15 protein-coding genes are annotated in these 14,554 nt (G+C 66.6%); 5 read left to right on the forward strand and 10 right to left on the reverse strand.

The features are described 5' to 3' along the window. Positions 1-116: 116 nt before the first annotated feature. The 7 genes from ACYVAN_RS13190 to metX form a co-directional block, all read right to left on the reverse strand. Complete coding sequence (locus ACYVAN_RS13190) at positions 117-917, reverse strand: SDR family oxidoreductase (protein WP_460959280.1); 801 nt, start codon at positions 915-917, stop codon at positions 117-119. A gap of 125 nt (positions 918-1,042) precedes the next feature. Next, positions 1,043-2,707: an AMP-binding protein gene (locus ACYVAN_RS13195; RefSeq protein ID WP_460959282.1), complete on the reverse strand. Its 1,665-nt coding sequence runs from the start codon at positions 2,705-2,707 to the stop codon at positions 1,043-1,045. Next, on the reverse strand, positions 2,704-3,144 hold the full coding sequence (locus ACYVAN_RS13200) for an FmdB family zinc ribbon protein (RefSeq protein WP_460959284.1): 441 nt from the start codon (positions 3,142-3,144) through the stop codon (positions 2,704-2,706). The genes ACYVAN_RS13195 and ACYVAN_RS13200 overlap by 4 nt, the downstream gene beginning before the upstream one ends. A 3-nt stretch (positions 3,145-3,147) precedes the next feature. Beyond that, positions 3,148-4,431: a hydroxyacid-oxoacid transhydrogenase gene (locus tag ACYVAN_RS13205; protein WP_460959286.1), complete on the reverse strand. Its 1,284-nt coding sequence runs from the start codon at positions 4,429-4,431 to the stop codon at positions 3,148-3,150. Between the two features lie 52 nt (positions 4,432-4,483). After that, a complete protein-coding gene (locus ACYVAN_RS13210) occupies positions 4,484-5,296 on the reverse strand; it encodes an N-acyl homoserine lactonase family protein (protein ID WP_460959288.1) in 813 nt (270 codons plus the stop codon). A 212-nt stretch (positions 5,297-5,508) separates the two neighbouring features. After that, positions 5,509-5,805 (reverse strand): DUF3099 domain-containing protein, encoded by a 297-nt coding sequence (locus tag ACYVAN_RS13215; protein ID WP_460959290.1) that lies wholly within the window; start codon positions 5,803-5,805, stop codon positions 5,509-5,511. 73 nt (positions 5,806-5,878) lie between these two features. Beyond that, complete coding sequence (metX, locus tag ACYVAN_RS13220) at positions 5,879-7,027, reverse strand: homoserine O-acetyltransferase MetX (protein WP_460959292.1); 1,149 nt, start codon at positions 7,025-7,027, stop codon at positions 5,879-5,881. Between the two features lie 368 nt (positions 7,028-7,395). On the opposite strand from metX, the gene ACYVAN_RS13225 reads away from it, so the two are divergent. Next, positions 7,396-8,142: an SDR family oxidoreductase gene (locus ACYVAN_RS13225; protein WP_460959294.1), complete on the forward strand. Its 747-nt coding sequence runs from the start codon at positions 7,396-7,398 to the stop codon at positions 8,140-8,142. A gap of 436 nt (positions 8,143-8,578) precedes the next feature. Then, positions 8,579-9,487, forward strand: coding sequence for a glycine/sarcosine N-methyltransferase (locus tag ACYVAN_RS13230; protein ID WP_460959296.1), 909 nt, complete (start codon positions 8,579-8,581; stop codon positions 9,485-9,487). A 33-nt stretch (positions 9,488-9,520) separates the two neighbouring features. Here ACYVAN_RS13230 and ACYVAN_RS13235 read toward each other — a convergent pair whose 3' ends face one another. Both ACYVAN_RS13235 and ACYVAN_RS13240 read right to left on the reverse strand, forming a co-directional pair. Next, positions 9,521-10,300, reverse strand: a complete 780-nt coding sequence (locus tag ACYVAN_RS13235) for an IclR family transcriptional regulator domain-containing protein (RefSeq protein ID WP_460959298.1) — start codon at positions 10,298-10,300, stop codon at positions 9,521-9,523. Positions 10,301-10,567: 267 nt separating this feature from the next. After that, a complete protein-coding gene (locus tag ACYVAN_RS13240) occupies positions 10,568-11,065 on the reverse strand; it encodes a MarR family winged helix-turn-helix transcriptional regulator (protein ID WP_460959300.1) in 498 nt (165 codons plus the stop codon). Between the two features lie 185 nt (positions 11,066-11,250). On the opposite strand from ACYVAN_RS13240, the gene wrbA reads away from it, so the two are divergent. From wrbA to ACYVAN_RS13255, 3 genes are all read left to right on the forward strand, one after another. Beyond that, positions 11,251-11,865, forward strand: a complete 615-nt coding sequence (wrbA, locus tag ACYVAN_RS13245) for an NAD(P)H:quinone oxidoreductase (protein WP_460959302.1) — start codon at positions 11,251-11,253, stop codon at positions 11,863-11,865. Positions 11,866-11,947: 82 nt separating this feature from the next. Continuing rightward, positions 11,948-12,916 (forward strand): ring-cleaving dioxygenase, encoded by a 969-nt coding sequence (locus tag ACYVAN_RS13250; protein ID WP_460959304.1) that lies wholly within the window; start codon positions 11,948-11,950, stop codon positions 12,914-12,916. Then, positions 12,913-13,533, forward strand: coding sequence for an alpha/beta hydrolase (locus tag ACYVAN_RS13255; RefSeq protein ID WP_460959306.1), 621 nt, complete (start codon positions 12,913-12,915; stop codon positions 13,531-13,533). Before ACYVAN_RS13250 ends, ACYVAN_RS13255 begins: the two co-directional genes overlap by 4 nt. A gap of 172 nt (positions 13,534-13,705) precedes the next feature. Here the strand turns inward: ACYVAN_RS13255 and ACYVAN_RS13260 are convergent, their stop codons facing one another. Further along, the gene (locus ACYVAN_RS13260; protein WP_460959308.1) at positions 13,706-14,365 is read right to left on the reverse strand and encodes a 4'-phosphopantetheinyl transferase family protein; all 660 of its coding nucleotides are present in this window, start codon (positions 14,363-14,365) and stop codon (positions 13,706-13,708) included. Positions 14,366-14,554 lie beyond the last annotated feature (189 nt).

Below are 14,554 nucleotides of genomic sequence, written 5' to 3' on the forward strand. Positions count from 1 at the left end.
GATGTGGCGGAACATTCACCGGTACTGACTCGGGAGAGGGCGAATGCTCATCGCACGACCGGCCTCGGATCGGTCGGGTTCATCCGGCGGTCGCTTCGGCGCACTGGCGCAGCCGCTCAAGCCTGCCGGTGCATGTGCAGCCACTCGGACCAGGTCGTCTTGCCTCGCCTGCCTCCGGGGCACGTCCAGTGCTCGGCAGCTCGGACGAGGACCGGTGGTACCGGAACCTGAACTGTCCGGACCGATTTGCCTCGAGCACGTTTCCACTGATCCACCAGCGTCGGGAAGGACAGGACTTCCGGACCCCCGAAGTCTTCTCGCAGTCCGCCGGGGCCCTCCGCCATTTGATCCACCAGGTACTCCGCGAAATCGTGCGCGTCCACCGGTTGCGTGACGATCTTGGCGGGGGCCGGCAACATCCACAGGCGGGATGCGCGGTGCAGCATCCGGTCGAGCAACCAGTGGAACTGGGTGGCGCGCACGATCGACCACGGCACGTCTCCGACGCTCACCAGTTCCTCGGCGGTGTGCTTGAGCCGCAGGTAAGGGCCCCGCGGGCGGTCGACTCCGACGATCGAGACGTACACGAAGTGTTCGACCCCGGCACGAGCGGCCTCGTCGAGCAACGTGCTCGTCCCGTCCACGTCGACATCCGGCGGACTGCTCCACAGGTCGGTGGGTGCCAGGTAGCCGCGCTGGGCAGCGGGGGAGAGGGTCGCAGCGTGGATCAGCGTCCGGACACCGTGCACGGCCTTCGGGACACCGGCACCCGTGCTCAGGTCGCCCCGAACCCACTCCACGCCGCGCTCGGAACCCGGATGACGCGACAGGATGCGCACCCGGTGAATGGGCTTGAGCAGAGCCACCACTTCGCGCCCCAGGTGGCCGGAACCACCTGTCACCAATACGGTGTCCATCGCCGCACCCCCGCCAGTGACCTAGTCCCACTGTCCCACCCAGCCGGGCACTCCGCAGCGAGGTCGCACCCGGGGCGCAGACCGTGGGGGCGGGTTCTCCCCGGAGCACCGAGCTCCTCCAGGTTTCAGCCGCTCCGGGGACGTAGCTCCCGCCGCAGCAGTTTCCCGGTCACGGTCTTGGGCAGTTCTTCGCGGACCTCCAGCAGACGCGGGTACTTGTAGGCGGCCATCCGCTGCTTGCAGAAGGCGATCAGCTCCTGGATGCCTACCTGCTGACCGGGCCGGAGGCTCACGAACGCCTTGACGGTTTCACCCCGGTACTCGTCGGGAACTCCGACCACCGCCGCCTCCCGCACCGCAGGGTGTTCATAGAGGACGTCTTCGACCTCGCGCGGCCAGACCTTGTAGCCGCCCGCGTTGATCTGGTCCTTTTTGCGGTCGACGAGGTAGAACCAGCCATCGGAGTCCATGTAGCCCACATCGCCGGTGCGCAGTGCGCCGTCCGGAAAACTGTTGGCGGTTTCCTCCGGCTTTCCCCAGTAGCCGGGTACGACGCCGGGCCCCGAGATGACCAGCTCACCCACCTCGCCGACCGCCACGTGCTGTCCATCGTCGTCGACGACCCGGGCGATCGTGCTGAACACCGGCACTCCGATCGACAGCGCCCCGGACGCCTGGTCGACAGGTGCGTCGGCGCCGAGCGGTACCGCGTGGCTGGGGGAGGTGGTTTCGGTCAGCCCGTAGATGTTGTGGATGTAGTGTCCGAAGTGCTCCTGGAATGCGCGGACGGTGCTGGGTGGGATCGGTGCTCCACCCGAGTAGATCTTTTTGAGCGAGGCCAGGTCCTCCTTCGACCCCTCCGGTGAGTTCATCAAAGCGATGAACGCGGTGATCGCCCCCACGGTGTAGCTGGGCCGATGTTCCCGGATCGAGTCGATCGCCGCCGCAGGCTCGAACCGGCAGAACAGGACCAGTGGTGCCGGGAGCAGCAGCGCGACGGCCAAGTGCCCGATCATGCCGGTGATGTGGAACAGCGGGGCGACTCCGAGGATCACGTCCGAGGAGTCGAGGCCGATCCAGTCCCGATAGGTCTGGGCGTTGAACACGATGTTGCGGTGGGTGTTCATCGCGCCCTTCGGCGGGCCCGTCGTACCGGAGGTGTAGGTGAGCACGGCGGTGTCGTCCGGTCTGAATCGGACGGCGGGTGGCTGCCGCGAGCGGAACTGTTCGATCAGCTCGCTCATGTCCAGTGTGCCCGGGCAGTCGATCCGGCCCGTACCGGTGAAGATCCGCGGATCGTCACGGCTCTGGTATTCGAGCTCGGACGTGGTGATCGTGAGCTTCACGGCCGTGTCGGCGACGACCTTGCTCGCGACCGACTCGTAGAGCCCTTCCAGACACACCAGTGCCCGCGCCCCGGAATCCCGCAGCAGGAGGTCGAGCTCGCGTTCCTTGTTCATCGGGTTGATCGCCACCGCGGTGCACCCTGCCTTCCAGGTACCGAGCATGGCGATCACGAATTGCGGCACGTTCTGCAGGTACAGGCCGACCCGGTCGCCCGGAACGAGCTCATGCGCGAGGAGTGCGCAGGCGAAGGCGTCGGTGAGCTCGTCGAGTTCCCGGACCGTGAGGACGCCGTCGAAGTATCGGATGATCTCGGTGTCCGGTGCTGTGCGGGCGGAGGCGGCGAACATCTCCAACGCGTTGGCGAACTCCGGTTCGAAATCCGTTGCCCGGCCCGCGTATCGGGCAAGCCACGGGCGCTCGTCGTACTCGGTCCCGGTAGTCATCCGTTCTCCACCGTGTTCTGCTGCCCGTGCCCGTGCCCGTGCCCGTGCCCGTGCCCGTGCCCGTGCCCGTGCTCGGGAGGTGAGGGCAGCTGATCGCCGGCCCGCAGCGGATTGCCGTGGAAACGCCCTTCGTGGGCGAGTACCGGTCGCGTGTCCCCGGCCAACTCGGGATGGCGGTCTTCCAGCTTCTCGCGCCGCTCCCAATCGCGGTGCAGTCGATCGAGGTATTCCCGCGAGCCGTTGTAGGTGCCCCGCCACGTCTGTGGCATCTGCTCTCGGGACAGACCGGGGTCGGCCCGTCCACCGAAAGCGAAGGTCGACGGCACCTTGGCCACTTGGTCGCCGCAACCCGGACAGGAGGGGGTCGGACTGTCGCTGCGGCGGACCAACCGTTCGAACCTTGCCCCGCAGTCGCAGCGGTACTCGTAGATCGGCATGGTTCACCAGTTCCGGATCGAACGCGTGAGAATGTCGGTGATCTCCTGCTCGCCGACCTCGCGCGGGCAGGTGGCCAGCAGTCGTTGCTGTTTCATGGTGCCGGGCACGAGCGTGGGCACGTCGCCTTCGGTGAAGCCCACCGCCCCGATCCCGTTGGGGATCCCGATGTCGCGCATCAGATCGATGAGGACCTGCGGCAGTCGCTCGGCAGGTTCGTCCGCGAGCGGGCGGTCTCCGGCGAGCAGTCCGGCGGCGCGGAGATGGCGTTCGGGGTTCGACTCGAACGTGAAGCGGAAGGCTGCCGGTGCCGTCAACGAAACCGACTGTCCGTGCGGCACCATCGGTACGTCCGGTGGATACCCGTCCGGCACGTAGTCGGTGACCATGCCGGCGATGGGGTAGGCGTTGGCGTGCGGGATGTGGACCCCGGCGTTGCCGAATCCCATGCCCGCGAACGTCGCCGCCATCATCATGTCCGAACGTGCCTCGACGTCGCTACCACCCTTGTGCACGGCGTCTCGGAAGGAATTCGCCAGCAGCGTCAGGGCCTTCTCGCACCACATGTCGGATACCGGGTTGGCTCCGCAGTAAGTGACGCGCTCTTCGGGTTTTTTCGCGCCGAAGGTTTGGTATCCGCGTGCGGTGTAGGACTCCAAAGCGTGGCAGACGACGTCCATTCCCGTCGCGGCGGTGACTTCCGGGGGCACGCTCATGGTCAGAAGCGGGTCGATGACCGCCAGCGTCGGGCGCAGTCGCCAGTGGCTGATCCCGGTCTTCACCTTCATCGACAGCACGTCCAGGATGCACATGGCCGTGCTTTCCGAGCCGGTGCCCGCTGTCGTCGGTACTGCCACGAGCGGCTTCAGCGGCCCGTCCGGCGGTTTGGCCGAGCCCACCGGCTTGTTCACGTAGTCCATGAGCTCGCCGGGGTGGGTGGTGAGCAGGTTGACGGCCTTGGCCGTGTCGATGGCCGAGCCGCCACCGACGGCTACGAAGCCGTCCCACGGGCCCTGTGAAGCCGCGTGTCCGGCCGCTTTGGCGAAGCTGTCGTCGGTCGGTTCCACGTGGACGTCGTCGAAGACTTCGGCGCTGATGCTGTAGCGCTGGAGGGATTCGGCGATGCGCTGCGGCGCGCCGGTTGCCGCGACTCCGCCGTCGGTGATGACCAGGACTCTGCGGACGTCGTACTGGGAGAGGTCGAAGCCGATCTCGTCAGCCGCGCCTGCTCCGAACTTCAGCGGGGGCGCACCCCAGGTGAAGATCGTTTCTGCGGTTCCGTCGGACATGTGCGGGACCACTTTCGTCGGTCGGGTCGGGAAGTCGCCGATTGCGAACCGGTCAGGAGTAGTGCCCTTCGGGAGCTTTGCGCAGCCGGTGGATCTGTTCGGGATCGTGTCCGAAAACCATGGTGGCGTCGGTTCGCTCGGCGATCCCGCGCAGTTTCTCCACCGAGGAGTAGAACTGCTCGAGGTTGTTCACGATCGCGGCCGGAGTCGCGGGCGGGCCGAAACTCTCGCCCATGTACACCGCGTCGGAAGTGAAGATCATGGTTCCGTCGTTGGGCAGGTCGACCTGCATGGACATGCAGCCGGGGGTGTGGCCGGGAGTCTGCAGCAAGGTGACTCCCGGTAGGAACTCGGTGTCGCCGGAGACGGTCTCGAAGTCGAGCTTCTCGTAGTCGGCTTTCAGGTGCGCTCCTTTGAACGGTCCGTCGAAGCCGAAGGCGAAATCCTTCTCCTTGTCGCTGCACACGAGTTTCGCGGTGCTGTTGGCGAACAGATCGGCGTTGCCCGCATGATCGAAGTGCAGGTGGGAGAGCACGACGTAATCGATGTCGCCCGGTTGCAACCCCAGCTGGTTCAGCCGGGAATCGAGGTATTCTTCCTCGCTGACGGTGTCGTACGGGAAGAAGTCCTGGAGGCCGGTGGGGGACCAACGCTTTTCCCAGTCGCGCGGACAACTCGTGTCCCACAGCAGTTTGCCTTCGGGAGTGTCCACCAGCACGCAATGCGAAGGAACTTCGGTCCACGGCGCCGGAAGGTCTTTGTCCTGCCTTCGCCGCATCGCCCTGCCGGGAGCGAGCAGCAGCCAGGTCAGGTCCGCGTGCATGGAACCGCAGTGGAGGACGCTCACAGTCGTTTGCTTTGCCACGTCGCGCTCCCCTCGGGCGGGGACGTTTGTCCCGGTGGTCTGTGGTCGGCGGTCAGCGCGCGGGGTTGATCGCCGGAGACTGGAGACGAGTGAGTTGTCGAGCAGGTGAACTTGTGTCGAAATGGAAACGCCTGCCATCACATTAGTTCTGGCGTAGGTGAAGTCAACAACAACCAGCACTTGACCTTCACCCTGTTGAGTGCGACCCGCACTCACTCGGCAGGCGGCTCGATCTCGCGCGCGATCCCGGGAGCGCGTTCGCGGTCGGGTGGTCCGAAACGCGGACTGTTCGCCAGGATCACCGCCAGCCACGGGACGGGGCCGGTCACCGCGATGATGGCCACGGCCAGTACCCAGTATTCGGCCAGCAACCCGGCCAGCAGGAACCCCACCAAGTGCACCACCATCAGCACCAAGTACACGCGCTTGCGTGCCCTCTGCTCGTCGGCGAGCGAGGGGTGGGCGTCGGTGATCAGCTCAGGGTTTCGCTTTGCTCGACTGCGTCGCACGGCACTCCTCTCGAACCTTCGAGTACCCGGATTCGCCGCCGCGCACCGGTTCCCGCGTGGTGCCGTTTATCGGTCAGTCGCCGAGCAGCTCGTCGATCAGGTCGGCCACTTGTTCGGTTTCGAAGAGGAAACCATCGTGTCCGTGTGGCGAGGTGATCGTGCGGAGAGTGCAACCGGTGATGTTGGCCGCCAGCACCTGCTGCTCCGGCAATGGGGACAGCCGGTCGCTGTCCACCCCGGCTACGATCGTGTGAGCAGTGATCCGCCGTAGAGCAGCGGTGCCGCCGCCCCGTTCGCGGCCGACGTCGTGGGCGGACATCGCCTCGGTGAGCAGCACGTAGCTGGCCGCGTCGAACCGGCGAACCAGCTCGTGCGCATGGTGGTCCACATGCGCTTCGACCGCGTAGCGGCCGCCGTGCCACGGATGTTCGTCGGGCTGGTGTTCCGCGGCGAATCGCTCCTGCAGCTCTTCCGGACTGCGCTGGGTCAGGTGCGCGATCCGTCGAGCGAGCCCGAGGCCGAGGTGTGGCCCTCGCCCGGCGGGCAGATCGTGATAATGCCCGCCCCGCCAGTTCGGGTCGGACCGGATTGCGTGCAGTTGGGTGGCCGACCACGCGATCTGCTCGGCCGACGCGGTGGATCCGCAGCAGAGGATCAACGCCGTCTCCACCCGTTCCGGCTGGTCGACCGCCCATTCCAGGGCGCGCATCCCGCCCAGGGAGCCACCGATCACCGCGGCCCAGCGGGAGATGCCGAGAGAATCAGTCAGTTCGGTTTCCGCCCGGACCAGGTCGCGCACCGTGATCGTCGGAAAATCACCGCCCCACGGTGTGCCGTCTCCGCGATCCTCGGCTGGGCCGCTGCTGCCCTGGCAGCCGCCCAGCGCGTTCGGCACCACAACGAACCAGCGGTCGGTGTCCAACGCTCGTCCTGACCCGACGAGAGCGTCCCACCAGCCCGCGGTCGGGTGTCCCGGTTCCGCAGGGCCTGCCACGTGCGTGTCATCGGTCAGTGCGTGCAGTACCAGAACGGCGTTCGACGCATCGTCGTCGAGTCTGCCCCAGCATTCGTACGCGAGCCGTGCCTGGGGCAGCTTTCCGCCTGCTTCCAACACCAGCGGTGTTTCCAGCGGAAACCACTGCCGTCGTCCTGCCGGGGATCCCGTGCGCCACGCGCCCGAAGCGGATGGAAGGCTCGATTCGGCGCCGTCCACTTCAGTCATGCAGCGCTGTCCTCGCCGGGCTGAACGTCGACACCTGATCGGCTTGAGGCGGGGTCGCCGATCCGCTCGCCCACGCGCTCGGTGAATCAGCCCGGTGAACCGGCCCAGCCCCGACGGACGAAGTGTGCGCCGATTCGGGGGCGATGACACGACTGGAGTCGACGTGGCTGCGGCTGACCGAGCGGAGCATGTGGCGAGCATATCGATCGGCTCACGCCGCGCAATCCCTTGCTCACAGTAAGAAACGATCAGGTTAATCGCCCGCGTCACCCGACAGTGGTGAGGCCCTCCGGCGGAAACGAGGTGCTGGGCCGGTGGGCGTGCGACTGCGATGATGCGCCGGACGGAGTCGACGAGCGAGGAGTGTCATGCGGACAGCAGGTCGAGTCGCGGTGGTGACCGGTGCCGGTTCCGGTGTCGGCCGGCACATCGCACGCGCGTTGCTCGAGGACGGCTACCGGGTCGCGTTGGCAGGCCGTCGGGCCGAGACATTGCGCGAGACCGCGGCGGAGTCCGATTCGGCCCTGACCGTGCCCACCGACGTCGCCGAGGCGGAATCGGTCGCCGCGTTGTTCGAACAAGCCGTCGGTGCGTGGGGAAGAGTGGACCTGCTGGTCAACAACGCCGGCACCTTCGGCCCGACCGGCGAGACCGACGAGGTCGACCTCCGCGAATGGCAGCGGACCGTGGACACGAACCTGACCGGCTCCTTCCTGTGCGCCCAGCAGGCGATGCGCATCATGAAGAATCAGGAGCCGCGTGGCGGGCGGATCATCAACAATGGCTCGATCTCGGCGCACAGTCCGCGTCCCGGAAGCGCGGCCTACACGGCAACGAAGCACGCGATCACCGGCCTCACCAGGTCCCTGGCCCTGGACGGGCGGGCCCACGACATCGCCTGCGGGCAGATCGACATCGGCAATGCCGCCACGGAGATGACCGCCGATATAGCCGAAGGCGCTCGGCAGGCGGATGGCAGTCTGCTGCCGGAGGCGACCTTCGACCCCGGGCACGTCGCTGAGGCCGTCGTGTACATGGCTGGTCTGCCACTGGAGGCGAACGTGCCTTTCCTGACCATCGCGGCCACGAAGATGCCCTTCATGGGGAGGGGTTAGATCTTCGTCGGCGCGGCCGGGTCTGTATGAGCGCTGCCGGTCTTCATCGGACGCGGCCGGGTCTTCGTGAGCACGCGCAAGGGGAGTGGCCGGGTTCTTCGAGCGGGCTGTTCGGCTGGAGAAAGCCTGTGTCGCCATCCGGACACCTGACTGCCCCGCAATCTCCGGGAACGCTCGCCGACGGAGCACCCCGATTGTCCGGAGTCCGCTGGTCAGAGCGTGTGGGGACAGCGCTGGGACCGCGCCGCCGGAGGCCGCTATGCACAGGATCACAAGGTTCCGTCACTTGCTATTCGAGAATAACCCCCTAATGTCGTATTCGGCCCGCAATTGAGCGGCTGCACAGTACCGGCAATGATGTCGACGAATTCGGCAGGTATTTTCCTGCCGCCTTCGAACGGTTTCGTTCGACATCTGCAACGCAGGGAATTGGAGCATGGGCAAAAACGTGGAAGCGCCTACGAACACGGGCGTTCAGGATGTTCTTCCGGCCGACGACGTGGACGCCGTCCGCTTGTCGCGCCAGGAATTCGGCGAGAACCCACTGGAAGTGCGTGCGAGTGACCACTACGCGCAGGAGTACGTCGGCGGCCTCGTCGACAAGTGGGATGACCTGATCGACTGGGACAAGCGCGCCGAGAGCGAAGGCAAGTTCTTCATCGATCAGCTCAGGGAGCGCGGGGTGGAGACTGTGCTCGACGTGGCAGCCGGAACCGGTTTCCACTCGGTCCGCCTGCTCGAAGAAGGTTTCGACACGGTCACCGCCGATGGCAGCCCGCAGATGCTCGCGCGGGCCTTCGACAACGGCATCAAGCACGGCGGACACGTCCTCCGGATCGTCAACGCGGACTGGCGCTGGCTCAGTCGGGACGTGCACGGTCAGTACGACGCGATCATCTGCCTCGGAAACTCGTTCACCCACCTGTTCTCCGAGCACGATCGCCGCAAGGCGCTTTCCGAGTTCTACGCGATGCTCAAGCACGACGGTGTTCTGATCATCGACCAGCGCAATTACGACGCGGTTCTGGATTCGGGTGCGGGCTCCAAGCAAACCTATTACTACTGCGGTGACGAGGTTTCGGCGGAACCCGATTACGTGGACGAGGGATTGGCTCGCTACAAGTACACGTTCAAGGACGGTAGCCGATACCACCTGAACATGTTCCCGATCCGCAAGAACTACGTCCGCGGTCTGCTGCGGGACGTCGGTTTCCAGAAGATCGACACGTTCGGCGACTTCCAGGAGACCTACGCCACCGAGCAGCCGGACTACTTCGTGCACGTCGCGGAGAAGCGTTTTCGGACCGAAGAGGAACTGCGGGCGCTCGACGCGGAAGCCAACTGACATCGGGCGCGGTCGCCGGCAGACGAACGAACGTCAGCCGGCGGCCGCGCTGGTCGGCAGGCCCGCCTCGATACGGTGCGCGGTGGAGACCAACGTGGGCACCAAGTGCTCTCGTGGCGTTGCCTGCGGCGAATCGTCGATGTGCAGGGTGACGTTGAGTGCCGCGATGACGCGGGCCTGGCGGTCGCGAATGGGGACCGCCACGCCCCGCATCCCTTCTTCCAATTCGCCGTCGCAGACGACCCATCCTTGGTCACGGACCTGCTCGATCTCCGCGAGCAGACGTTTGCGCGTCGTGATGGTGTACTGCGTCAACGAACTCAGCCGCGGCGAATCCAACCGCGTGCGCAGGTCGTCGAAGGGCAGTCCGGCCAGCAGCACCTTGCCGACGGAGGTGGCGTGCGCGGGGTACCGGCTGCCGACCGGGATGTCCGCGGACATGACCATGCGTCCCGGGGCCTGGGCCACGTAGTAGACGTCGTTGTCGAACAGGACGGCCACCGAGGTCATCACGCGCAGTTCGGCCGCGAGATCGCGCAGGTGCGGAAGTGCGATCCTGGACAGCGGCAGGCTGTCGAGGAACGAGTTGCCGAGTTCCAGCACGCGTGTCGTGGGCGTGAAGTGCTGGTCGTCGTGCCGCAGGTAACCCAGGTCGACCAAGGTCTGCAGGAATCTGCGCGCGACCGGCAGTGTCAGGTCGGTCGCCCTGGCCACCTCGGAGAGCGTCAGGAATCGGCGGTCCGCCGAGAACGCGCGCAGCACCTCCAGCCCCCGTTCGAGGGCTTTGACGAAGTGCTCGTCACGTTCTGCCACCGTTCGCCCTTCCGTCGAATGTCGCAATCAGCCCACGCGCGACTCTAGTCGGTGGTCTCGTCGGCGGTTGCCGGAACCTCGCTGTTCTCGACCTGTCCCGCCGACGGGCCTCACCAACCTCGAGCGCGCCGGGCGGCCTCGCCTCCCGAGGTGGTGCGTGAAGCCTGGGAGCCGTTTCCGTCGGTTGCGACCGGAAAATTCGCCGTTCTCCCGCACACTGAGGGTGCGCTCTTCGCGACGGAATGCCGCTGCGGAGGGGCCGCGAGGTCAGTCGTTCTCGGTGTTGGCGGCGCGGAGAGCGCGCATTGCTTCGGCGAGGTCGGACGAGCGTTCGGAGCCCAGCGGGGTGAGCACCCTGCGGCGCAGGATTTCCGCGCACGCGCTGCGAGCTCGGTCGGCGGTGGCGAGTCCGTGCTCGGTGAGCACCGCGTAGGTCACCCGGCGGTCGGTATCGCACGGCTCCCGGGTGATGAGGTCGGCGGCGGCGAGCCGGTCGGCGACCTTGGTGAACCCACCACTGCTCAGTGCCGCCTCTCGGGCCAGCCGGGTCATGGGCATGCGATTTTCGGGAGAGCGCAGCAGCCTGATCAGGATGTCGAAAGCGCCGGGAGCGAGACTGCTCTGCTGTTCGATTTCACTCATGAGGTGTTCCTGAGTGACGTGATAGCCCTCGATGACCAGGCCCCACCACGTGACGATCTCGTCGTCGTCGGTGGACGGGTCGGCCGGTGCCGACTCTGCGTAAGCCGTGTTTTCGGTGCTCACTCGAATGCCTCTCGATACTGCTGGTTTCCCGGAGGTGGAGTCTACCTGGTAGGGATCGACGAAACTGTCTTGCGCGAAAGAGATTAGCTGAGTAATGTCTGCAGCGCGAGCATAAGCTCGAGATTTCGGGAAGAGCAGTCGTGAGCGGTCGAACCTCCGGCCGTGGTCAAGGAGTCGAAATACCCATGAGCACCCCCGTCAAGCTCAGCGTCGTCTACTACTCGGCGACCGGGACGATCAATGAGATCGCCAACGCGCTGGTAGCCGAAGCCGAAGCGGCAGGCGCCGAGGTACGGCTGCGCCGTGCCCCTGAACTCGCTCCCGACGGAGCCATCGACGCCAACCCCGCCTGGCGGGCCAACGTGGAGGCCACTCGGGACATCGTCGAGGTCACCGCCGACGACGTGGTGTGGGCCGACGCGGTGATCTTCGGCTCGCCCACGCGCTACGGGAACATCGCCGCCCAGCTCAAGCAGTTCATCGACACCCTCGGTGGCGAGTGGGCGCAGGGACTGCTGGCCGACAAGGTCTACAGCGGATTCACCTCCAGCGCGAGCAAGCACGGTGGTCAGGAGTCCACGCTGCTTGCGCTGTACAACACCATTCATCACTTCGGCGGCATCATCGTCAGCCCCGGCTTCACCGAGGCCTCCAAGTTCGTCGACGGCAACCCCTACGGCACCAGCCACGTCGATGGGCAGGGTCAGATCAAGGTCGACGACGAGACCCGCACCGCGGCCGCCGTCCAGGCCAAACGTGTCGTCAAGGTCGCCCAGGCGCTCAAGAACGGCACGTCCTGACCCGGCCGACCACCGCCCGCCCGCGGATCGAGTGCGGGCGGGCCGGCACCAATCCCGCCCCACGCCAATCGAGGAGAGCGCGATGACCATCGCCACCAGGGGACTGCACCACGTCACGGCGATCGCGGGTGATCCGCAGCGCAACGCGGACTTCTACCTGCGGACGCTCGGATTGCGGCTGGTCAAGTCCACGGTCAACTTCGACGACCCCGGCACCTACCACCTCTACTACGGAGACGAAGCGGGTCGCCCGGGCAGCCTGCTGACGTTCTTCCCGTGGGAGGGCGCTCCGAGCGGGCGCAGGGGAACCGGGCAGGCCACCACCACGTCGTTCTCCGTCCCGCAGGAGTCGATCGGGTGGTGGAAGCAACACCTCACCGCCGCTGGCGTGGAAGTGGGACAGGTATGCAACCGCGACGGGGAGGACGCGCTGGAATTCCGTGACCCGGACGGCCTGTCGCTCGCCCTGGTCGCTCACCCGCAGGACGACCCACGAGCGCCGTGGGACAACGGCATCGTGCCCGCCGAACACGGCGTCCGCGGACTGCACTCGGTCACCCTGTCGGTCTCGAGCGAGGAGGCGACCGCCGAACGGCTGGGCCGTTTGGGGCTGTCCTTGAGCTCGCAGGAACAGAATCGCTTCCGCTTCACCGCAGGTGATGGTGGGCCCGGTTCGTTCGTCGACGTGCTCGTCACTCCGGAGTCACCGGAGGGGCTCGTCGCAGCCGGAACCGTGCACCACGTCGCGTGGCGTGCACCGGATGCCGCGACCCAGACCACCTGGCGCGAGGAACTCGCCGACGACGGCGTTCAGGTCACCTCGATCCTCGATCGGCAGTACTTCCGCTCGATCTACTTCCGGGAGCCGGGTGGCACCCTGCTGGAGATCGCCACCGACGAGCCCGGCTTCACCGCCGACGAGCCCCTGCTCGAGCTCGGCCGGGCGTTGAAGCTGCCGCCGTGGCTGGAGCCCGACCGGGAGCAGATCAACGCTGCGCTGCCTGCGCTGCGGTTGCCTGCCGAGAACAACCCGGGAGGACTGACCGCATGAGTTCGCCGGCTTTGGACCACGAGTTCCACGAAGGTGATCCGAGGGACCCGGTAATGCTGCTGTTGCACGGGACCGGTGGCGGGCCCCGGGACCTGATGGACCTGGGGCGGCAATTGAGCCCGGAGTCGGCGGTGCTGGCACCGGCGGGTCCGGTTTCGGAGAACGGAGCCCGCAGGTGGTTCCGGCGGCTGGCCGAAGGCGTCTTCGACCACGACGACGTCGTCGCACGCACCCACGAGCTGGCCGACTTCCTGCTCGCCGCCCGCGAGCACTACGAGCTCGGGGAGCGTCGTTTCGTGGCGATCGGTTTCTCCAACGGTGCCAACATCGCCGCCTCGCTCCTGCTCCTGCGGCCGGAAGTGCTGCGGGAGGCAGTGCTGTTCGCGGCGATGCTTCCGCTGCCCGAACCGCCGGCCAACGACCTCGCTGGGAGCCGGGTGTTGTTGGCCAACGGGCAACAGGACCCGATGGCGCCCCTGGCATCGGCCAACGAGCTGGTGGGGGCGTTGCGAGAACGGGGAACGCAGGTGTCGACCAGCTGGCACCCGGGTGGGCACCAGATCACCCCCGATGGAGTCCGGGAAGCCATCGGCTGGCTGGGTGCCGGCCTCGGGTAGATCGACTCCGGCGCGGACCGCGGCCGGTACCGCCCCACGGGCCGTACCGGCCGCAGTCGTTCCCGCTCCTGCCGGACCGCCGCTCGGTCGGGTGTCCGGTCACTCCCGTCCGTGGGGATGGTCGACGGGCGGGACGCAATCAGGACCGCCGCGCAGCTCAGGATCGCGCAGCTCAGGACCGGCGCAGCAGGGAGACGGCGGTGAGCACGAGTCCGTCCCGCACCAACCAGCGACCGTCGAACTCGATCAGCGGCGCACCATCGATGTCCGGCCCCTTCTTGTTCAATCGAGCGTTGAAGCCACCGCCGGTGTCGAAGGTGAGCTCGGCATCGGCGAAACCCAGCCACTCGCCGGTAATGGGGAACCACGCCTTGTACACCGCCTCCTTGCAGCTGAACAGGAGTCGATCCCAGCGCACCTCGGGCACCGTCTCCGACAGTGCTGCCAGATGACTGTGTTCGGTCTCGGTCGAAACCACCTTCAGCACACCGCCGGGGAGCTTCTCGTGCGGCTCGGCGTCGACTCCCACGGTGACGGTGGTGGACGTGCTACCTGCCGCGGCCGCCCGGTAACCCGCGCAGTGGGTCATGCTTCCGACCACGCCTTCCGGCCAGTTCGGCGCACCGCGTTCACCGGGAAGGAGCGGAGCCGGCGGCACACCCAACGCCCGCATCGCACGGCGCGCGCAGAACCGCGCGGTGGTGAACTCGCGGCGTCGATTGCTCACCGCGTGGGCCACGGCAGCCGCTTCCGAAGCGTAGAGCGTCGCCTCGGGCGGGTCGGTGAACGATTCGGCGGAAGCGATGTCGCCGGGCAGGATCTCCTCGAGCACGTCGCCTCCGTGGTGAGTTCCGATCTCGGCGTTGCCGCACGCCGGATTCCATGGTAGCTGATCTCCCGATGGTGTCGGGTACCGCGATTGAACGGAGAAATCCCTGGTGAATGGGTTCTCCATTGCCGGTTTGGCGGATTGACGTCGGGCATTCGTGAAACGCCGGGGGCCATCGGTTAAGGTTTTGCG

This window comes from Parasphingorhabdus pacifica (assembly GCF_054779195.1).